The organism is Vulcaniibacterium gelatinicum (assembly GCF_008033445.1).
GTDB lineage: Bacteria > Pseudomonadota > Gammaproteobacteria > Xanthomonadales > Xanthomonadaceae > Vulcaniibacterium_B > Vulcaniibacterium_B gelatinicum.
Window position 1 is genome coordinate 59,375 of record NZ_VNKO01000015.1, and the last position, 20,485, is coordinate 79,859.

Here is a 20,485-nt window from a genome sequence, read left to right on the forward strand (position 1 = left end):
GATGCGGACGGTTGCGCCTGCAACCACCGCTTGGCGCGCTGCTGCACTGCGGCATACTAGCCGGCCCACCATGACCGAACCGGAAATCCGATGCGTGCCTGGAACTTCAGCGCCGGCCCCGCGACCTTGCCCGAACCCGTGCTGCGCCAGGCACAGGCCGAGATGCTGGAGTGGCGCGACGCGGGGGCCTCGATCGTCGAGTTGAGCCATCGCGGCGCCGAGTTCATCGAGGTGGCGCAGCAGGCCGAGGCCGACCTGCGCCGCCTGCTCTCGGTCCCGGACGACTACGCGGTGCTGTTCCTGCAGGGCGGGGCGACCACCCAGCAGGCGCTGATCCCGCTCAACTTCGCCGCGCCCGGCCAGACCGTGGACTACGTGCTCAGCGGGCACTGGGGCAAGACCGCGGTCAAGCAGGCCAGGCCCTACGTGGCGGTGAACATCGCCGCGAGCAGCGAGGACGGCGGCTTCCGCGGCATCCCCCCGCGCGCGCAGTGGCAGCTCTCGCCGGACGCCGCCTACGTGCACATCACCGCGAACGAGACCATCCACGGCGTCGAGTTCCGCGACGTTCCCGACGTGGGCGGCGTCCCGCTGGTGGCCGACTTCAGCTCCAGCATCGCCTCCGAACCGATCGACGTCTCGCGCTACGGCGTGATCTACGGCGGCGCGCAGAAGAACCTAGGCCCGGTCGGCATCTGCTTCGTGATCGTGCGCCGCGACCTGCTCGAGCGCGCCGGTCAGCCGCGCGCGGACATCCTGGACTACCGCTCGCACGCGGCCAAGGAGTCCATGCTCAACACGCCGCCGACCTGGAACTGGTACATGCTCGGCCTGACCGTGAAGTGGATGCTGGCCGAGGGCGGGGTGGAGGAGTTCGCCCGCCGCAACGCGCGCAAGGCGGCGTTGCTGTACGCCGAGATCGACGGCTCCGGCGGCTTCTACCGCAACGAGGTGGATCCGGCGGTGCGCTCGCGCATGAACGTGCCGTTCTTCCTCCATGACGAGGCGCTGAACAAGCCGTTCCTGGAGGAGGCGAAGGCCGCCGGCCTGATCGCGCTCAAGGGCCACCGCGCGCTCGGCGGCATGCGCGCCTCGATCTACAACGCCATGCCGGAGGCGGGCGTGCAGGCGTTGGCGGATTTCATGCGGGAGTTCAGGCGCAGACATGGCTAGCGGCAGACGACCCACGGGGAAGCGGCCAGCGGCACGGCCGGCAGGCGCGCGGTCCCCGTCCCCGCGCAAGCGCGCGGACGAGGGCGCGGGGCAGGAGCCCCGGCCGGACCTGGCCGAGGTCCGCGCCCGCATCGACGGCATCGACCGCCAGATCCAGGCCCTGATCGCCGAGCGCGCGCAGTGGGCGCGCCAGGTCGGCAAGGCCAAGGGCAAGCTGGCGGCGGCGGTGGACTACTACCGCCCCGAGCGCGAGGCACAGGTGCTGCGCCGGGTGGTGGACCGCAACGCCGGGCCGCTCTCGGACGAGGTGCTGGTGCGCCTGTTCCGGGAGATCATGTCCGCGTGCCTGGCGCAGCAGGAGCCGCTCAAGGTCGGCTACCTCGGGCCCGAGGGCACCTTCTCGCAGCAGGCGGTGCACAAGCATTTCGGCCATTCGGCCAAGGGCCTGCCGCTGGCGAGCATCGAGGAGGTGTTCGACGAGGTCGCGGCCGGGCACGCCGACTTCGGCGTGGTGCCGGTGGAGAACTCGGGCCAGGGCACGATCCAGTCCACTCTCGACATGTTCCTCAGCTCGCCGCTGAAGATCTGCGGCGAGGTCGAGCTGCGCGTGCACCAGTACCTGCTTTCGCGCACCGGGCGGCTGGAGGACATCGAGCGCGTGTACTCGCACGCGATGTCGCTGGCGCAGTGCCGCGCCTGGCTGCGCCAGCACCTGCCGAAGGCGGAGAAGGTCGCCCTGGCGAGCAACGCCGAGGCCGCGCGCCGCGCGCGCAACGCCGACGACTCGGCCGCCATCGCCGGCGAGAACGCAGCGCACGTGTACGGCCTGCGCATCGTCGCCGGGCCGATCGAGGACCGGCCCGACAACACCACCCGTTTCCTGGTGATCGGCCGCACCCTGTTCCCGCCGTCGGGGCACGACCGCACCTCGCTGCTGGTGTTCGTCAAGGACCAGCCCGGCGCGCTGTACCAGGTGCTCGAACCGCTGGCGCGGCGCGGGGTGAGCATGAACCGGATCGAATCGCGCCCCGCGCACACCGGGCTGTGGCAGTACGCGTTCTTCATTGACGTGGACGGCCACGTGGAAGAGCCGCCGCTGCGCGATGCGCTGGCCGAGGTCGGCCGTTTCGCCGCGAACGTGACCGTGCTCGGTTCCTATCCGGTGGCGGTGCCGTGAACGACGGGGCCGGGCGCGCCGACGAGGCATTCTTCGCCGCCCTGGCGCAACCGGGAGTGCAGGGCCTGCGCGCCTACGACCCGGGGCACGACATCGTCGCGCTGCGGCGCCGGTTCGAAGGCACGCACCTGCTCGAGCTCGGCTCGAACGAGAACCCGTACGGGCCGTCGCCCGACGCGCGCGCGGCCGTGCTCGACATGCTGCACGCGCTGCACCGCTACCCCGATCCGCTCGGCGGCGACCTCAAGCGCGCGCTGGCGGCCGTGCACGGCTTCGGGCCGGCGCAGGTCCTGCTCGGCAACGGTTCGCACGAGTTGCTGATGCAGTTCGCGCAGGTGTTCGCCGGGCCGGGGCAGGAGGTGGTGTGCGCGCAGTACGGCTTCGCCGTGTACGCGCTGGCGGCGCAGGCGGCCGGGGCGGCGCTGCGGGTCGCGCCGGCGCTGCCGCGCTCGCACGCGATGGCGCGCGGGCACGACCTGGCGGCCATCGCCGCGGCGATCGGGCCGCGCACCCGGCTGGTGTACCTGGCCAACCCGAACAACCCCACCGGCACCTGGTTCGGGGCCGACGCGTTCGCCGCGTTCCTGGCACGGGTGCCGGACACGGTGCTGGTGGTGGTGGACGAGGCCTACGCCGAATTCGCCGATGCGCCCGGCTACGCCTCGGCCCTGGCACTGCTGCCGCGGCATCCGAACCTGGTGGTGACCCGCACCTTCAGCAAGGCCTACGCCCTGGCGGGACTGCGGGTCGGCTACGCGCTCGCGCATCCGGGACTGGTGGCGGTGATGGAGCGGGTGCGGGAGAGCTTCAACGTGAACCTCGCCGGCCTGGCCGCGGCGCAGGCGGCGCTCGGCGATGCCGCGCACCTGCGCTGGTGCGTGGCGCGCAACGGCGAACAGCGCGCGGCGCTGGCCCGGGCGCTGGCCGCGCGCGGCTGGTTCGTGCACCCGTCGCAGACCAACTTCCTGCTGGTCGAATTCGGCCCGCGGGCCGCTGCGATCGAAGCCGGCCTGCTCGCCGCCGGCATCGTCGTGCGCCCGATGACCGGCTACGGCCTGCCCGACTGCCTGCGCGTCACCGTCGGCACCGCCGACGAGAACCGGCGGCTGCTGGCGGTGCTGGATGAGCGGAGTTAGCCACGGATTCACACGGATGGACACGGATCAGCAGCAAAAAGGAGGAACCATGGTCCTGTCGTGGCTCCGCACCTTTCCGGCTCCCCGGGATGACGGCCGGATGGTCTCTCCCAGGCGTTATCCGTGTTCCCCCGTGTAGATCCGTGGCGAGAGTCGAAAACGTCATGCCCAGACAAGACTGGATCGCATTCCCCGGCACCCCGCTGCGCGGCGAGGTGGCCGTGCCCGGTGACAAGTCGGTGTCGCACCGGGCGGTGATGATCGGCGCGCTGGCCGACGGCACCACCCGGATCGAAGGTTTCCTGGAAGGGGAGGACACGCGCGCGACCGCGGCGATCTTCGAGCGGCTCGGGGTGCGGATCGAGGCGCCGGCGCCGGGCCTGCGCGTGGTGCATGGCGTGGGCGTGGACGGGCTGCAGGCGCCGGACGGGCCGCTGGACTGCGGCAACGCGGGCACCGCGATGCGGCTGCTCGCCGGCCTGCTCGCCGGGCAGCGCTTCGACAGCGTGCTGGTTGGTGATGCCTCGCTCTCGCGCCGGCCGATGCGGCGCGTGATCGAACCGCTGGCGCGGATGGGCGCGCGGATCGAGGCCGAGGACGGCCATGCGCCGCTGCGCATCTTCGGCGGCCGCCGGCTCAAGGGCGTGGACTGCACCCTGGAGGTAGCCAGTGCGCAGGTGAAGTCGGCGTTGCTGCTGGCCGGGCTGTACGCCCAGGGCGAGAGCCGCGTGCGCGAGCCGCGTCCGACCCGCGACTACACCGAGCGCATGCTCGCCGCGTTCGGCTACCCGGCCGCCTTCATTCCCGGCGAGGCGGCGTTGCTGGGCGGCTTCCGCCTGCAGGCCACCGACGTGCAGGTGCCGGCCGATTTCTCCTCGGCGGCGTTCCTGCTGGTCGCGGCCACGCTGGTGCCGGGGTCGGAGCTGCGGCTGCGGCGGGTGGGCGTCAACCCGCGCCGCACCGGCCTGCTGCACGTGCTGCGGGCGATGGGTGCGGATATCGTCGAGGAGAACCCGGGCGAGCAGGGCGGCGAGCCGGTGGCGGACCTGGTGGTGCGGCACGCGCGGCTGCGCGGCGTGGCGGTGCCGGAGGAACACGTGCCGGACATGATCGACGAATTCCCGGCATTGTTCGTCGCCGCCGCGTGCACGGAGGGCACGACCGTGGTCCGCGGCGCGGCCGAGCTGCGGGTCAAGGAATCCGACCGCATCGCGACCATGGCCGCGGGCCTGCGTGCGCTCGGGATCGAGGTCGAGGAATTGCCGGACGGCGCGGTGATCCACGGCGGCCGGCTGCGCGGCGGCGCGGTGGACAGCCATGGCGACCACCGCGTGGCGATGGCCTTTGCGGTCGCCGCGCAATGCGCCGGGGGGGAAGTGCGGATCGCCGACGTCGCCAACGTGGCGACCTCGTTCCCGGGCTTCGACGCGCTCGCGCGCGGGGTCGGCTTCGGCCTGCGCGAAGCCTGAGGCGCGCGGCCGCGGTCAGCGATCGAGCTTGAAATCGATCGGCACCACCACGCTGCCGGCGACCGGGCGGCCGTCGGCCATCGCCGGGCGGAAGCGCCAGCGGCGCACCGCGTCCACTGCGGCGCGGTCGAGCGCGCGCGAGCGGCTGCTGCGCTCGACCTCGACCACGGTGGGCACGCCGTCCGGCCCGACCTCGACCCGTACCAGCACCGTGCCCGATTCGCCGCGGCGCAGCGCTTCCGGCGGATAGCGCGGCGTGGGCGTGGACACCGGCACCGGCATGTCCGTGGCCACCGGGCGCGGCGGCGGGGACGGTTCCGGCGCGGGCGGCGGCCGCGGCGGCTCGACGAGGCGCGGCCGCGGTTCCTGGCCCGGCGCGCGTTCCGGCAGTTCGCCGAGTCCGCTCGCGCTGCGCCGGCTTTCGCCGGCCGGCAGTGGCGCCGGCAGCGGTGCGAACTGCGGCGTGGCGGTGGGCCGTGCGACCGGCGGCTGGTAGAAGTCGCGGTTCTGGCGCTGGTCCAGCCACAGCAGCAGGAACAGCAGCAGGCCGAGCGCGAACGCGCCGGCCACCAGCAGCCAAGCACCGCGCGTGGGGCGGAAATCGCGCCAGGACGGCATCCGGAACCTGGCGCCGGCGTGCGGGGGACTGGCCGGCATCGGGATGTCCTTCGGGGGAGCGGCCGGATTCTGGCACAGCGACCGTGAGCGCCTGGCGGCGCGAGGCTGCGGGACACGCGATAATTCAGCCTTCGTTCGCCTGCCGAGAGACCCCATGCTCGATCCCGCCCTGCTGCGTTCCCAGCCCGCCGAACTCGCCGCGCGCCTGCGCGAACGCCGCGGCTTCGAACTGCCGGTCGAACGGCTGGAGTCGCTGGAGGCCGAGCGCAAGCGCCTGCAGGTGCGCACCCAGGAGCTGCAGAACCTGCGCAACACAAAGTCCAAGGAAATTGGTCGCTTTTACGCGCTAGCGAATAAGGAAGCAGCGGAAGACGGCCTGGACGCGGGGCATTACGTGGATCTGGCTGAACAGGCGAAAAAGGAGGTTGCTAGCTTCAGCGAAGAGCTCAAGAAATCCGAAGCCGAGCTCGACGCGATCCGTGCCGAGATCGAGGCGATCGCGCTCGGCATCCCCAACCTGCCGGACGACGCCGTGCCCACCGGCCGCGACGAGCGCGACAACGTCGAGCGGCACCGCTGGGGCACGCCGCGCGACTTCGCGGCGGAGGGTTTCGCGCCGAAGGACCACGTCGAGCTCGGCGCCCGCCACGGCTGGCTCGACGCCGAGACCGCGGCCAAGCTCTCCGGTGCGCGCTTCACCGTGCTGCGCGGCCAGCTCGCGCGCCTGCACCGCGCCCTGGCGCAGTTCATGCTCGACCTGCACGTGAACGAACACGGCTACGAGGAGACCAACATCCCGCTGCTGGTGAACGCCGAAACCATGCGCGGCACCGGGCAGTTGCCGAAGTTCGAGGAGGACCTGTTCGCGACCACGGTGGGCGAGGGGGATTCGGCCGGCAAGCGCTACCTGATCCCGACCTCCGAGGTGCCGCTGACCAACATCGTCCGCGACGAGATCGTCGAGGACGCGCGCCTGCCGCTGCGCATGACTGCGCATTCGATGTGCTTCCGCGCCGAGGCCGGCAGCTACGGCAAGGACGTGCGCGGCATGATCCGCCAGCACCAGTTCGAGAAGGTGGAGCTGGTCTCGATCGCGCGGCCGCACGAGAGCGACGCCGAGCACGAGCGCATGACCCGCTGCGCGGAGGTGGTGCTGGAGCGGCTGGGCCTGCCGTACCGGCGCGTGCTGCTGTGCAGCGGCGACATGGGTTTCGCCGCGCGCAAGACCTACGACCTGGAGGTCTGGCTGCCCTCGCAGGGCACCTATCGCGAGATCTCCAGCTGCTCGAACTGCGGCGACTTCCAGGCGCGGCGGATGCAGGCGCGCTGGCGCAACCCGGCCACCGGCAAGCCGGAGCTGGTGCACACCCTGAACGGCTCGGGCGTGGCGGTGGGCCGGGCGCTGATCGCGGTGATGGAGAACTGCCAGAACGCGGACGGTTCGATCACCGTGCCCGAGGTGCTGCGGCCGTACATGGGCGGTGCGGAGCGGATCGCATAGGGGACACCCGGACGGCTTCGTTTCCGTCATTCCAGCTTGCGCCGGGATGACGACTGCCTCGGACCTCATCATGGGCGTGGGGTCGTGGCTTTCGTTGCGCAGGACGGCCTGGCGGTGTTGAAATTCCGTGGTTCGTTCCACATATGGAACTCCATGGCCGTCAGCGACCTCAACGATCTGTACTACTTCGCCGCCGTCGTGGACCACGGCGGGTTCGCCGCGGCCGAGCGCGCCCTGGGCATCCCCAAATCGCGCCTGAGCCGGCGCATCAGCGCGCTGGAGAACGAGCTCGGCGTGCGCCTGCTGCAGCGCTCGACCCGCCATTTCGCGGTCACCGACGTCGGCCAGAACGTGTACCGGCACGCCCAGTCCATGCTCGCCGAGGCCCAGGCCGCGCGCGAGGTGGTGGACCGGCTCAGCGCCGAGCCGCGCGGGGTGGTGCGGGTGAGCGTGCCGGTCTCGCTGGCCCAGCAGCAGATGCCGAAGCTGCTGCCCGAGTTCCTGGCCCGTTACCCGAAGGTGCGGCTGCAGCTGCACGTCAGCAACCGGCGCGTGGACCTGATCAACGAGGGCTTCGACGTGGCCCTGCGCGTGCGCACCCGGCTCGACGACGACGGCAGCCTGGTGATGCGCAGCTTCGGCCAGGTGCAGGAGCTGCTGGTGGCCAGCCCGAAATACCTCGACCGTGCGGGACGCCCGCAGCGGCCGGAGGATCTGGCCGAGCACGTCACGCTCAGCGTGAGCGAGGACGAGGCGCGCCAGCGCTGGGAGCTGCACGGCCCCGATGGCGAGGTGCGGCGGGTGGAGCTGCAGCCGCGGCTGTCGGGCTTCGACTTCCCCATGCTCAAGCAGCTGGTGATGGACGGGCTGGGCATCACCCTGCTGCCGGAGACGGTCTGCGCCGATGCCGTGCGGGACGGCCGGCTCGAGGTGGTGCTGCCGCAGTGGCGGCTGCCGCAGGGCATCGCGCACGCGGTGTTCGCCTCGCGCCACGGTTTGCTGCCGGCGGTGCGGGTGTTCATTGACTTCCTCGCCGAGAAGCTGCCGCCACAGCTCGAGGCCGCGCGGCTGCACTGCCGCGAGATCAAGGGCATGCCGTGCCCCGAGGACATCGTGCCCATGGCCCGCAACGGATCATGAGGCCCGCGCGCCGCAGGGCGCATGCGACAATCCCGTTCACGGAGAGGTGGCCGAGCGGTTTAAGGCAGCAGTCTTGAAAACTGCCGTGGGTTCACGCCCACCGTGGGTTCGAATCCCACCCTCTCCGCCAATCCTGCGCACGCCCCGCACGGGCGTCCGCATCCGGCTGCCACCACCGATCCAGCCAGTTCCCGTCCCTACAATCGCGGCATGCACCGCCCAAGCGCCGAAGCCCCCGCTCTCTCGCCGCATGGCACCGAAGCCTGCGACCGCCCCACGCGCGTCCGGGTGGACCTGGACGCGTTGAGCCACAACCTGCAGGCGATCGGGGCCCACGTGGGCGTGCCGGTGATGGGCATCGTCAAGGCCAACGCCTATGGCCATGGCCTGGTGCCGGTTGCGCGGCACCTGCAGGCGCAGGGCATCGCGCAGTTGGGTGTGGCGTTCGTGGAGGAGGGGATCGCCCTGCGCCAAGCGGGGGTGACCATCCCGATCCTGGTGCTGGGCGGCATCTACGCGCCGCAGGTCACGCAGTTCCTTGCGCATGACCTCGAGGTGACGGTTTCCTCGCTGGACAAGCTGCGGCAGGTGGAACGCGCCGCCGAGGCCATGGGCCGCCGCGCGGTGATCCACCTGAAGATAGACACCGGGATGGAACGGATCGGCGTGCACAGCGAGAATGCCGGCCGCTTCATCGAGGCCGCGGTCGCCTCGCGCTGGTGCACGGTGAAGGGCGTGTATTCGCACCTGGCCTGCGCCGACGAGCCGGACAGCCCGATGACCGCCGTGCAGGTGGCGCGCTTCCTGGAGGCCTGCGCGCATTTCGACCGGCTCGGCGTGCCGATGCCGGTGCGGCACCTGGCGAACTCGGGCGGGGTGCTGCACTTTCCCGACACCTGGCTCGACATGGTGCGGCCGGGCATCGCGCTGTTCGGAGTGATGCCAGCGCCGTCGGCGCGTTCGCCGCTGGCCTTGCGGCCGGTGCTGTCGCTGGTCTCGCGGGTGGTGTACTTCAAGGTGGTGAAGGCCGGGCGCACGGTGAGTTATGGCGCCACCTGGGCCGCGCCGTGCGATACGCGCGTGATCACCGTGCCGATCGGCTACGGCGACGGCTACCCGCGCGCGCTGTCCTCGCGGGGCGAGGTGCTGGTGCGCGGGGTGCGGTACCCGATCGTCGGGCGCGTGTGCATGGACCAGTTCATGGTGGACCTCGGCCCCGAGGGCACCGCGTACAACGGCGACGAGGTGGTGCTGATCGGGCACCAGGATGGCGCCGAGATCCGTTGCGAGGAGGTCGCGCTCGCCGCCGGCACGATCCCCTATGAAATCCTGACCGGGCTCAACGAGCGCATCCCGCGCGAATATGTGGGCGGAGGGCCCGGCCCGGGGTGACCGACGCGCCGCAGGTCGGCAGGTGCATGACGAGGAGGGGCGATGGCTTGCGCAATCGTCTGGTTCCGGAACGACCTGCGTCTGGATGACAACCCCGCCCTGCGTGCGGCGCTGGCGGGCGGCTACCTGCCGGTGCCGGTGTACATCCACGCGCCGCAGGAGGAAGCGCCGTGGGCGCCCGGCGCGGCTTCCGACGCCTGGCGCCACCGCTCGCTGGCCGCGCTCGACGCCGCCCTGCGCGCCCGCGGCTCGCGCCTGCGCCTGTTCCATGGGCCCACGCTCCCGGCCTTGCAGAGCCTGGTGGCGATCAGCGGCGCCGAGGCGGTGTTCTGGAACCGCCGCTACGAGCCCGCGGTGGAACGCCGCGACGCCACGATCAAGCGCACCCTGCGCCGCCAGGGCGTGCGCGCGGAGAGCTTCAACGGCGCGCTGCTGCTGGAACCGTGGGAACTGGCCACCCGCCAGGGCGATCCCTACCGCGTGTTCACGCCGTTCTGGAATGCGGCGCAGGCGGCGCTGCGCCCGCCCCGCACCTGGGACGCGCCGGCGCGTTTCGACCCCTTGCCCGACGACGCGGACGTGCCCGAAGGCGTGAGCCTCGCCGGACTCGACCTCGCGCCGCCGCGATCGTGGGACGAAGGCTTCTGGCGGCGCTTCACGCCGGGCGAGGCCGGGGCGCGCGCGGCGCTGCAGCGCTTCCTCGACCAGGCGCTCACCGGCTACGCCACGCGCCGCGACCGGCCGGACCTGGATGGCACTTCGCGCTTGTCGCCGCACCTGCACTTCGGCGAGATCTCGGTCGTGCGCGTGCTCGCCGCGCTGGAGGCGAGCACGGCACCGGCGGAGGACATCGCGAAGTTCCGCGCCGAACTCGGCTGGCGCGAGTTCGGCCACCACCTGCTGCACCACTTCCCGGACACACCGGCGCGCAACCTCGACCGCCGCTTCGACGCCTTCCCCTGGGCGCGCCCCGATCCGCGCGCGCTCGATGCCTGGCGGCACGGCCGCACCGGCATCCCGATCGTGGACGCCGGCATGCGCGAGCTGTGGGCCACGGGCTGGATGCACAACCGCGTGCGCATGCTGGTGGCGAGCTACCTGACCAAGCACCTGCGCCTGCACTGGGAGCACGGAGCTCGCTGGTTCTGGGACACGCTGGTGGACGCCGACCTGGCCAACAACACCCAGGGCTGGCAGTGGAGCGCGGGCACCGGTGCGGACGCCGCACCGTACTTCCGCGTGTTCAACCCGGTCACGCAGGCGGCGCGCTTCGATCCCGAGGGTGCCTACATCGCGCGCTGGCTGCCGGAACTGGCGGCGCTGCCGGTGCCGCTGCGTTTCGCCCCCTGGGAGCGGCCCGGACTGCTGGCCCGGGCTGCGCCGCGCTATCCGCGCCGCCCCCTGGTGGATCCGGCCGCCGGGCGCGTGGCCGCCCTGGACGCCTGGCGCCGTTCGCGCTGAACGTGCGGAGCTTCATGGCGGGAGTGTTATGCGCTTCACGCAACGCATCATGCGCACGGGCGTCACGCCGGCGCAGGTGTAACGTCGCCGCACCGGATGCGGGAGTGCAGGATGCTCTGGAAGGCGAAGCCCGCCGTCGCCGCTGAGGGGGATACGGCACGGCACGACCTCGAGCGCGAGGTGGCACCCTCGCGCCTGCGTACGCTGCTGTTCACCGGCCTGGCGGTCGGTGCGCTGGCCTGGCTGGCGCTGCGTCTGTGGGGCGAGGGGACGGGCATGGCCGCGGTGTGGCCGGCCGGCGGCGTGCTGGCCGGCATGATGCTGCGCCGCGTCGGGATGCAGGCGTGGTGGCTGCTGGCGGTCGGATTCGTCGCGCTGGTGCTGGCCGGCCTCGGGCTGCAATCCGCGCCGCTGGCCGCGGTGGCGTTCGCGGCGGTGCAGGCGGTGGAGGCCTGCGTGGCCTGGCTGGGCATACGGGCGTGGAGCGTCGCACCGGGTGAACCGCCGGAGCCGCGTGGCGTGTTCGTCGCCGCGCTGGTCCTGCTTGGCCTCGCGCCCGGCGTGGGGGCCGTGCTGGCCGGATTGGCGGCGGTCGGGCTAGGGACCGGCGGCTTCCTCGAAATGCTGCCACGCTGGTGGATGGCCCATGCCGCTGGCCTGGCGCTGCTGGTGCCCGTGTTCTGGAGCTATCGCGCCGACGTGGCCGAGGACTGGCGCGCCGAGGGCCGCGCACCGGAGTTCTGGCTCGGGTTGGCGCTGATCGCCGGGCTCGTGTACGCCGCGCCGGCATGGACCGCATGGCCCTACGCGGCGCTGCCGCTGCCGTTGCTGCTCGCGGCCTGGCGGCTGGGCATGTTCGGCACCGCGTTGCTCGGTGCGCTCGGCTACGCGATGGTGTGCGGCGCGGCCTGGTTGCGCGGCGACGCGGCCGGCCTGCCGCAGGCGGGCCTGGCGCTGGCGCTGGTGGCGTTCGCCCCATGGCTGGCCGCGGTCGCGATCGCGCGTAGGGCGCGCACGCAGCGCCTGGCGCGGCATGCGCAGGAGCACCTGCGGCATGTCGTCGAGCATGCGCCGGTCCTGATCGCCGAGTTCGATCGCGGGCTGCGCCACCGCGCGGTCAATCCGCAGTACCGCAGCTTCCACGGCCGCCCGCCCGATGCGCTGCTCGACCGCACCCTGATGCAGGTCTACGGCGAACCGCTCGGCTCGCGCCTGGCCGGCCGGGCCGAGCGCGCGCTGCTCGGCCAGGTGCAGCGGTTCACCGCCGCGCTGCCCGACGGCCGCGAACTGGAGTGGACCTACGTACCGGAACACGATGCCGAAGGCGCGGTGGAGGGCTTCGTCGCCATCGCCCAGGACGTGAGCTGGCGCAACGCCGGCAACGAGCGCGCCCTGGCGCTGTTCGAGGCCACGCCGGAGGCACTATGCGTCGTGGCCGACGACGGCACGCTCGCCGCGGTCAACGACCGCTTCGCCGCGCTGTTCGGTTACGCCGGTGCGACCCTGCCGGGGCAGCCGCTGACGCTGCTGCTGCCGGGCGCGGAACGTAGCGCGGTCGAGGCAGCCGCGGCGCAGGAGCCGCCGGTGCTGCGCGAGACCGCCGCCGGCCCGTTGCAGGGGCGCCATTTCGACGGTCACCGTTTCAGCGTGGAACTGCTGGTCGGGCCGCACCAGCAGGCGCTCGGCGCGGGCCGCCTGTGCGCGGTGCGTCCGGTGGTCGCTCGTGTCGTCGAGGCGCGGGACATGCAGCAGGACCGCGACCGCGCGCGGGTGATCCTGGACGCGATCGGCGACGCAGTGGTGGCCTGCGACACCGAACAGCGCATCACCCTGTTCAACCCCGTTGCCGAGACCATGACCGGCTGGCGCAGCGACGAGGCGCTCGGCCGACCGCTCGAAGAGGTGGTGCGTATCCTGGAGGTCAAGGGCGAGGAGCGCGTGCTCTCGCCGATACGGATGGCGTTCGACTCGCATGGGCGGTTGACCCTGCACAGCGAGACCGCGCTGGTGCGGCGCGACGGCGAGCGCACCCGGGTCGAGGTCTCGGTGGCGCCGATCGTGGACGGGCAGGGCGCCCTGACCGGCGGCGTGATGGTGCTGCGCGACGTCAGCCATGCCCACACCATGGCGCTGGAAATGGCGCACATGGCGCAGCACGACCACCTGACCCAGCTGCCCAACCGCGTGCTGCTGCATGACCGCCTGTCGCAGGAGCTGGCCAAGACCCGCGAGGGCCGCAAGGGCGCGCTGCTGTTCCTCGACCTGGATTTCTTCAAGCACATCAACGACTCGCTCGGCCACGCGGTCGGCGACAAGGTGCTGCAGGAAATCTCGCGCCGGCTGGTCGAGAGCGTGCGCGAGGACGACACCGTGAGCCGGCAGGGCGGCGACGAGTTCGTGCTGCTGCTGGTGCGCCTGGCCGACCCGCGCGACGCCGCGCGCGTGGCCGAGAAACTGATCCAGGCAGTGGAGCGGCCGATCCCGCACGAGGGCCAGGACCTGCACGTCTCGGCCAGCATCGGCATCGCCCTGTTCCCGCAGGACGCGCGCGACGTCAAGACCCTGATGATGCAGGCCGACACCGCGCTGTACCACGCCAAGCAGGCCGGACGCGGGCGCTACAGCTACTTCACCGCGCAGATGAGCGAGAAGGCCGAGGCGCGCATGCGCATGGAGCACGACCTGCGCTTCGCCCTCGCGCACGAGGACTTCTTCCTGGTGTACCAGCCGAAGGTGCGGCTGCGTGATGGCGCGGTGACCGGGATGGAGGCGCTGGTGCGCTGGCGCACCTCCGACGGCGTGCTGGTGCCGCCTTCGGAGTTCATCCCGGTGGCCGAGGAGACCGGCCTGATCGTGCCCATGGACGAGTGGGTGATGCAGGAGGCCTGCCGCCGCAACAAGGCCTGGCAGGACGCCGGGCTGCCGGCGGTGCCAGTGTCGGTGAACGTCTCGCTCGCGCGCTTCGACGCGGACCGGCTGCTGGCCTCGGTGCGCCGCGCGCTGGACGGCAGCGGGCTGCCGCCGCAGTGCCTGGAGATCGAGTTCACCGAGTCGCAGATGTTCGGCCACCTCGAACGCGCGCAGCAGTTGATCGCCGACCTCAAGGCGCTGGGCGTGCGGGTGGCGGTGGACGACTTCGGCGTGGGCTATTCGAGCCTGAACTACCTGGTCCAGTACCCGTTCGACACGCTCAAGATCGACCGCTCCTTCGTCGCCGGCCTGCCGGACGAAGCGCGCCAGTTGGCGATCGTGCAGGCGATCCTCGGCATGGCGCACGCGCTCGGCCACCATGTCGTCGCCGAGGGCGTGGAGACCATCGCCCAGGCCGAGGCGCTGGCGCGGCACGGCTGCGACGAGGCCCAGGGCTACCTCTACAGCCGGCCGCTGTCGGCCGAGGATTTCGCCGTCGTGCTGCGGCGCGGCGAGATCCGCCTGCCGGAGCTGCACGGCGCGCTGCCGGGCGATTGAGTCCACCCCGGGCGGCATGCTTCACTCGCAAGGGCCGGGAAGGCACGGGAGAGGGTGGAGATGGCCGCAGCCAAGCCACGCAGGCCGCGTCGTGCACGCCGCGAGCCGATGTCGCGGGTGGACACCGCGTGGCTGCGCATGGAGCGCCCCACCAACCCGATGATGATCACCGGCGTGCTGATGTTCGCCGAGCCGATGTCGCTGGCAGCGCTGAAACGGGTGGTGAGGCAGCGCTTCCTGGCCTACGCGCGCTTCCGCCAGAAGCCGGTGCAGACGCCGACCGGCGCGGTGTGGGAGGAGGACACGCACTTCGACCTCGACTGGCACGTGCAGGCCGCGCCGCTGCCCGGCCGCGGCGACAAGCGCGCGCTGGAGCGCTTCGTCAGCCGCCTCGCTTCCACGCCGCTCGATCCCGCCCGGCCGCTGTGGCAGTTCCATCTGATCGAGGGCTACCGCGGCGGCTCGGCGCTGGTCGCGCGCATCCACCACTGCTATGCCGACGGCATCGCCCTGGTGCAGGTGCTGCTCTCGCTCACCGACACCACCCGGCGTCCCGCCCGCGGCAGCGACCTCGCCCGCGCCTGGCTCAAGCACGAGGCCGCGCCCGTGGCCCGGCGCGTGGGCGCGCTCGACCGCTACATGGCACTCGGCGGCAAGGTGCTGGAGCAGGGCATGGCGATGTACCGCGATCCCACCCTGGCCGCGGTGCTGGCGCGCGAGGGCGGGGCGATCGCCTATGAGTTGCTGTCCGCGATCGCGCTGCCCGACGACCCGCCCTCGCTGCTGCGCGGCTCGCTCGGCACCCGCAAGCGCGTGGCCTGGGCCGAACCGCTCGACCTGGAAGCGGTGAAGGCGGTGGGTCGCGCCTGCGACTGCACCGTCAACGACGTGCTGATGGCCACCGCCGCCGGCGCCCTGCGCGAGTACATGCGCGAACGCGGGGAGACGCTCGACGGCATGACCGTGCGCGCCACGGTGCCCGTGAACCTGCGCCCGCTCGAGCACGCGCGCAAGCTCGGCAACCACTTCGGCCTGGTGTTCCTGGAACTGCCGGTGGGCGAGGGCAACCCGCTGCGCCGGCTCGAACTGGTGGCCGAGTGCATGCGCCAGCTCAAGGGCTCGCGCCAGGCGATCGTCGCCTACGGCCTGCTCGCCGCGCTCGGCATGACCCCGCCGCCGGTGCAGTCGCTGGCGCTGGAGATGTTCAGCCGCAAGGCCAGCATGGTCGCCACCAACGTGCCCGGGCCGCAGCAGCCGCTGTACCTGGCCGGTTGCGAGCTGCGCGAGATGATGTTCTGGGTGCCGCAGACCGGCTCGATCGGCATCGGCGTCTCGATCATGAGCTACAACGGCCGCGTGCACTTCGGCCTGATCGCCGACGCGCGCCTGATTCCGGATCCGGACAGCGTGACCGGCCGCTTCGCGGCCGAGTTCGACAAGCTGCTCTACCTCGCCCTGATGGGGGATTGGTCGCATCCGCTCGATTCGGTCGCGGCCGATGCGCTGTTGCCGACCGGCGGCTGAACGTCGTCGTCGCCGTCACCGCGCACTGACACGTTCGCACGTAGCGTGGTCGGGTCCATTGGGGGCCGCCCCCGGGCCCATCACGACGAGGAGCCATCATGAAGACCCTTCCCCTGTTCTCCGCCGCGCTCGCCGTCGCCATCGCCGGCTGCGCGAGCTACACCGGGCAAACCGACGCGCCCGACGACCCCAACCGCACCCGTACCGGCGCCATCATCGGCGCGGTCACCGGTGCGGTGGTCGGCGCCGCCACCGGCGACGACGCCACCGAACGCCGCCAGCGCGCCCTGGTCGGTGCCGCCGTGGGCGCAGGCGTCGGCGCCGGCATCGGCGCCTACCAGGACCGCCAGGAAGCCGAGCTGCGCAAGCGCCTGGCCGGCAGCGGCGTGGACGTGATCCGCCAGGGCGACAACATCATCCTCAACATGCCCAGCGGCATCACCTTCGACGTGGACAGCGCCGCGATCAAGCCGCAGTTCCAGCCCGTGCTCGACGACGTCGCCGCGACCCTGAGCCAGTACCACCAGACCCGCATCGAGGTCGCCGGCCACACCGACAGCACCGGCTCGGAGCAGTACAACCAGCAACTCTCCGAACGCCGCGCCCAATCCGTGGCCAACTACCTCGCCGGCCGCGGCGTGGCGTATGCCCGCATGACCGTGCTCGGCTACGGCGAGACCCGCCCCGTCGCCACCAATGAAACCGCCGAGGGCAGGGCGCGCAACCGGCGGGTGGAGATCACGATCGTGCCGGTGGCGTCGTAACCGCCCCGGCACCCGCCGAAAGACCAGAACGACGGGCCGCCCGCGGGCGGCCCGTCCTGTTCCGGGCGCGTTCCGGCGGCGACAGCCGGCGCCTGGGGAGTGGCTGGATGACTTCGATTCCGTCATTCCGGCGAATCAGAATTTCCTGAGCAGGCCGAGCAACGCAATGCCGCTGAACACCGCGCCCGCATGGAAAGTGGACGCGGCTCCAAGCCGGTCCCACAGCAGCCCCGCCACTAGGCTGGCGATCAGCATGGCAAGACCGCAGACCATATTGAAGAAGCCAAAGGCGGTGCCCCGAAGGTCGGCGGGCGCCGTATCCGCGATCATCGTCGCCAACAAGCCTTGCGTCATGCCCATGTGGATGCCCCACAGCGCGACGCCGGCGAGTACCGTCGTCCACCGGGCATCCATTGCCAGGACCACATCGGCCGCAATCAGGACGAGCAGGCCCCAGGCCAGGAGTGTCTTGTGATTCATCCGGTCGGACAGCTTCCCGAACGGATAGGCCGACGCGGCATAGACGACATTCATGGTCACCATCACCAGCGGCACCAACGCAACGGCGATCCCTGCCTGCCGGGCTCGCAACACCAGAAAGGCTTCGCTGAAGCGGGCCAGCGTGAACACCGCGCCCACGCCGACCACCCACCAATACGCACCGCTCAATCGCCCGAGGTTTTCCCGGCGAATCGGGTTTCCGCGCTTCTCGCCGACATGCCGCTCGGGCTCGCGCACGCCAAACAGCAGCAGCGCAACCGCGAGCAATCCAGGGATCACGGCCACCCAGAACACGGCCCGGAAGTCGTCGGCCCACAACAGCATCAGGCCTGCGGCCAGCAGCGGGCCGAGAAATGCGCCTACGGTGTCCAGCGATTGGCGCAGACCGAATGCCGCGCCACGCACCTCGGGTGGCGCGATATCCGCCACCAGGGCATCACGCGGTGCGCCTCGCACACCCTTGCCGACTCGATCCAGCAAGCGCGCCATCAGCACGATGCCGGTGGTCTGTGCGATGGCAAAGAGCGGTTTGGTCAAGGCTCCCAGGGCATAGCCGAAAACAGCCAGGCTCTTGCGCTTGCCCAGGTAATCGCTGAGCACGCCTGAAAACACTTTGACGATCAGCGCAGTGGATTCGGCCAATCCCTCGACCAGACCCACCGCGAATGCGCTCGCGCCAAGCGTGCCGACCATGAACAGTGGCAGCAGGCTGTGGATCATCTCGGAGGAGATGTCCATCAGCATGCTGACGAACCCAAGAACCCAGATTCCCGCAGGGATTCCGGCGTGTTTGCTCGGTCGCCCCGGCTTCGGTACGGACGATGTTCGTGGTGGCATGGGCTGATTTCCGCCGGGAATCTTCCATGCAACGACCCGGCGGCTTCTGCACGGGTCGGGCCGCTCCAGCATACGCCCCGGCGGCTGACCTCATGCCCGGCGCCCGATGCGGGCGCCGGTGGCTTGCAGGAACGGATCGGGTCGCCGGCCACGTGCGTGGCGTAGTGCGGGCCGGGTGGTGGCATGCGACCGTGTGGGTGTTGGCCAATTGACCGTAGTGCGTGCCAAGGCGATGATCCGGCCCTCGGCCGCAGCGGACGCGCGCCGCGCCGCCAGACGACAGGAGGTTGAACGATGCCCGGCAGATCCCTTCACGCCCTCACCGCCGCCGCTGTCCTGGCGCTGGCGGCCTGCGCCCATTCCGCCCCCTCGGTCAAGGAGACTCCCGTGTCCACCGACGCTGCGTCCCCGTCCGTCCGCAGGCTGCCGGTCAAGGAGTGGCCGCTGCGGTTCAAACGCCACAGCTTCGGCGCGTATTGCTACGACACCCTGACCTGCTCGGTGTGGTACGCCAACCTGGAGCATGGCAGCGAGGAACCATCACCGCCCGCCTCGACCTATGGCCCGGGATATCTCGACCATCTGGGCGGCGGGCACGGCATGATCCGCAACTTCCCGCCGCCGGCGGTGGTCACCTGGCGTTCGAAGGACGGGCAGCCGCACCGGGCCGAGATTGACATCGGCGAGATCTTCCGTGACGAGCTGATCCGGCACAACGTCGCGCGCGAGGAGATGGCGGATCTGCCGGACGGCATCTACCGCAACGAACCATCCATCCTCCTGGAAGTGAACGACCGGACCATCCGGGTGTGGATGCGAGCGATGATCTTCCTGAAGAAGCAGGTCGAGGTTGCAGGCGTGATGCGTGCCGACTTCAGGAATGACCTGGTCCTGGTCAGGAGCTATACCTACTGATCGCAGGACCGGCGGCAAGGGAGTGCCGACATGGGCGAGCTGGCAAGGAAAGGCGAATCACGTCCGGCCACACAGGGCGATCTGGCAGTGGTCGAGCGGGCGCGCGCGTTGCAGGCGTTGCAGCAGGTGCCCGTGCTGCAACGCGCAGGAAACCCGCACGAATACCTGTTCTTCGCCCTGTTCGACGGCACGGGGCAGGATGCGGGTGACCCGACGCAGCGCCCGACCAATGTCGGCCTCCTGTCCAAGCAGGCCGCGTTGCTGGCGCTCGATCCGGCCCATCGTGTCGGGTACAAGTACGTCGAAGGCATCGGAACCCAGCCCAACCCGCTCGCACGCTACGCCGATGCCTGGATTCCGTATACCTGGGACGACAGGATCGAGGAGGCGTACCGGGCGCTCGCCGAGCAGACAAGGCAATGGCAACAGCACGCTCCGGATGCCCGGGTGCGCCTCGTCGCGGTCGGCTACAGCCGCGGCGCGGTGCTGGCCGCCGGGCTGACGCGTCTGGTGGACCGCTACGGCATCGCCGATCCGGAGGGCCTGACGTTCGGACGCGATGCGCACGGCCGGATCACGGTGGTGGCCGAGCGGCCGCCGTTGCTGGCGCCGGGGCAGGTGGCGCAGGCGATGGGCCTGTTCGACCCGGTGGCGACCCATCTGCCGGCGCACTACGACGCGCGCCGCGCGCCGTCCGTGATCAGTGCGATGGCCCTGGCGGCCGTGCACGAGCGGCGCGAGGCGTTTCCGCACCAGGCCATCCTCGAACCCGGGCTGTCCGCGGACCGCCGCTTCGTCAACCTGCCGATGCCCGGCGGACACGCCGACGTCGGCGGCGGCAACCGCGATCCCGGGCTGGAAACGCTGGCGTTCAATGCGATGGCCGATTACCTCAACGGCCTGCGTGACCGGCCGCTGTTCGCCTACCGGCCGCTGCCCGACGATCCGCGGCTGTACACCATCCACCAGGTGCGCGGACTGACGGCCGTCCCCGGCCTGGATGGCGACGGCCTGCGCGACCTGCGCCGGGAGCTGGCCGACTGCAGGACCGTGGATCCCTGCCGCGACGGGGAACCGGTGGACCAGGCTTTGGCCGCACGCTTCGCGTACCGTCGCCAGCCGCCAACCGCGCCCTTGCCCTCACTTGCCGATCTGCGTCAGGAAGCCGCAGGCATGTCGAAGGCGGCGCTCCCCGTGGACTTGCGCGATCCCGCCCATCCCGGCCATTTGACCTACACCCGCACGCTTGCCGCGGTGCAGCGCATGGAAGCCAGCCGCGGCAAGAGGTGGCCCCGTTTGTTTGAACAGCTCAGCCCGGTTCGATAAGTGGATTCCTGCCGGGGTTACGCAGCCTTGGGCAACGGCTGCGGTTGCGGTTTGAAGTAGACCTGATCGGGTGTGCGTCGATC

The 20,485-nt window shown here is 71.3% G+C and carries 15 protein-coding genes and 1 tRNA gene; 14 read left to right on the plus strand and 2 right to left on the minus strand.

What is annotated here, in order from left to right:
* Positions 1–90: 90 nt before the first annotated feature.
* From serC to aroA, 4 genes are all read left to right on the plus strand, one after another.
* Entirely contained in the window at positions 91–1,173 is a 1,083-nt protein-coding gene (serC, locus tag FPV26_RS09760; protein ID WP_147653698.1) for a 3-phosphoserine/phosphohydroxythreonine transaminase, read from the plus strand.
* Positions 1,139–2,350, plus strand: a complete 1,212-nt coding sequence (gene pheA / locus FPV26_RS09765) for a prephenate dehydratase (protein WP_425473086.1) — start codon at positions 1,139–1,141, stop codon at positions 2,348–2,350. The genes serC and pheA overlap by 35 nt, the downstream gene beginning before the upstream one ends.
* On the plus strand, positions 2,347–3,486 hold the full coding sequence (hisC, locus tag FPV26_RS09770) for a histidinol-phosphate transaminase (protein WP_147653700.1): 1,140 nt from the start codon (positions 2,347–2,349) through the stop codon (positions 3,484–3,486). The genes pheA and hisC overlap by 4 nt, the downstream gene beginning before the upstream one ends.
* 164 nt (positions 3,487–3,650) lie before the next feature.
* Positions 3,651–4,955, plus strand: coding sequence for a 3-phosphoshikimate 1-carboxyvinyltransferase (aroA, locus tag FPV26_RS09775; protein ID WP_147653701.1), 1,305 nt, complete (start codon positions 3,651–3,653; stop codon positions 4,953–4,955).
* 15 nt (positions 4,956–4,970) lie between these two features.
* Here aroA and FPV26_RS09780 read toward each other — a convergent pair whose 3' ends face one another.
* The gene (locus FPV26_RS09780) at positions 4,971–5,612 is read right to left on the minus strand and encodes an energy transducer TonB (RefSeq protein ID WP_147653702.1); all 642 of its coding nucleotides are present in this window, start codon (positions 5,610–5,612) and stop codon (positions 4,971–4,973) included.
* 115 nt (positions 5,613–5,727) lie between these two features.
* On the opposite strand from FPV26_RS09780, the gene serS reads away from it, so the two are divergent.
* The 8 genes from serS (at position 5,728) to FPV26_RS12940 (ending at position 16,823) form a co-directional block, all read left to right on the plus strand.
* Entirely contained in the window at positions 5,728–7,074 is a 1,347-nt protein-coding gene (gene serS, locus FPV26_RS09785) for a serine--tRNA ligase (protein ID WP_147653703.1), read from the plus strand.
* Positions 7,075–7,227: 153 nt separating this feature from the next.
* Positions 7,228–8,214, plus strand: coding sequence for a LysR family transcriptional regulator (locus FPV26_RS09790; RefSeq protein ID WP_147653704.1), 987 nt, complete (start codon positions 7,228–7,230; stop codon positions 8,212–8,214).
* A gap of 40 nt (positions 8,215–8,254) precedes the next feature.
* A tRNA-Ser gene (locus FPV26_RS09795) sits at positions 8,255–8,344 on the plus strand.
* Positions 8,345–8,424: 80 nt separating this feature from the next.
* Positions 8,425–9,606 (plus strand): alanine racemase, encoded by a 1,182-nt coding sequence (alr, locus tag FPV26_RS09800; protein ID WP_147653705.1) that lies wholly within the window; start codon positions 8,425–8,427, stop codon positions 9,604–9,606.
* 42 nt (positions 9,607–9,648) lie between these two features.
* A complete protein-coding gene (locus tag FPV26_RS09805) occupies positions 9,649–11,067 on the plus strand; it encodes a cryptochrome/photolyase family protein (RefSeq protein ID WP_147653706.1) in 1,419 nt (472 codons plus the stop codon).
* A 111-nt stretch (positions 11,068–11,178) separates the two neighbouring features.
* The gene (locus tag FPV26_RS09810) at positions 11,179–14,535 is read left to right on the plus strand and encodes a bifunctional diguanylate cyclase/phosphodiesterase (protein WP_181952622.1); all 3,357 of its coding nucleotides are present in this window, start codon (positions 11,179–11,181) and stop codon (positions 14,533–14,535) included.
* Positions 14,536–14,595: 60 nt separating this feature from the next.
* Positions 14,596–16,059 (plus strand): WS/DGAT/MGAT family O-acyltransferase, encoded by a 1,464-nt coding sequence (locus tag FPV26_RS09815; RefSeq protein ID WP_147653708.1) that lies wholly within the window; start codon positions 14,596–14,598, stop codon positions 16,057–16,059.
* Between the two features lie 98 nt (positions 16,060–16,157).
* Entirely contained in the window at positions 16,158–16,823 is a 666-nt protein-coding gene (locus tag FPV26_RS12940) for a YiaD family glycine zipper/OmpA-like lipoprotein (RefSeq protein WP_147653709.1), read from the plus strand.
* Between the two features lie 135 nt (positions 16,824–16,958).
* Here FPV26_RS12940 and FPV26_RS09825 read toward each other — a convergent pair whose 3' ends face one another.
* Positions 16,959–18,161: an MFS transporter gene (locus FPV26_RS09825; protein WP_147653710.1), complete on the minus strand. Its 1,203-nt coding sequence runs from the start codon at positions 18,159–18,161 to the stop codon at positions 16,959–16,961.
* Positions 18,162–18,548: 387 nt separating this feature from the next.
* Between FPV26_RS09825 and FPV26_RS09830 the strand changes: the two genes are divergently transcribed.
* Positions 18,549–19,076 carry a hypothetical protein gene (locus FPV26_RS09830; RefSeq protein WP_147653711.1) on the plus strand — a complete coding sequence of 176 codons (528 nt, stop codon included), beginning with the start codon at positions 18,549–18,551 and terminating at the stop codon, positions 19,074–19,076.
* Between the two features lie 30 nt (positions 19,077–19,106).
* A complete protein-coding gene (locus FPV26_RS09835) occupies positions 19,107–20,402 on the plus strand; it encodes a phospholipase effector Tle1 domain-containing protein (RefSeq protein ID WP_147653712.1) in 1,296 nt (431 codons plus the stop codon).
* Positions 20,403–20,485: the final 83 nt, after the last annotated feature.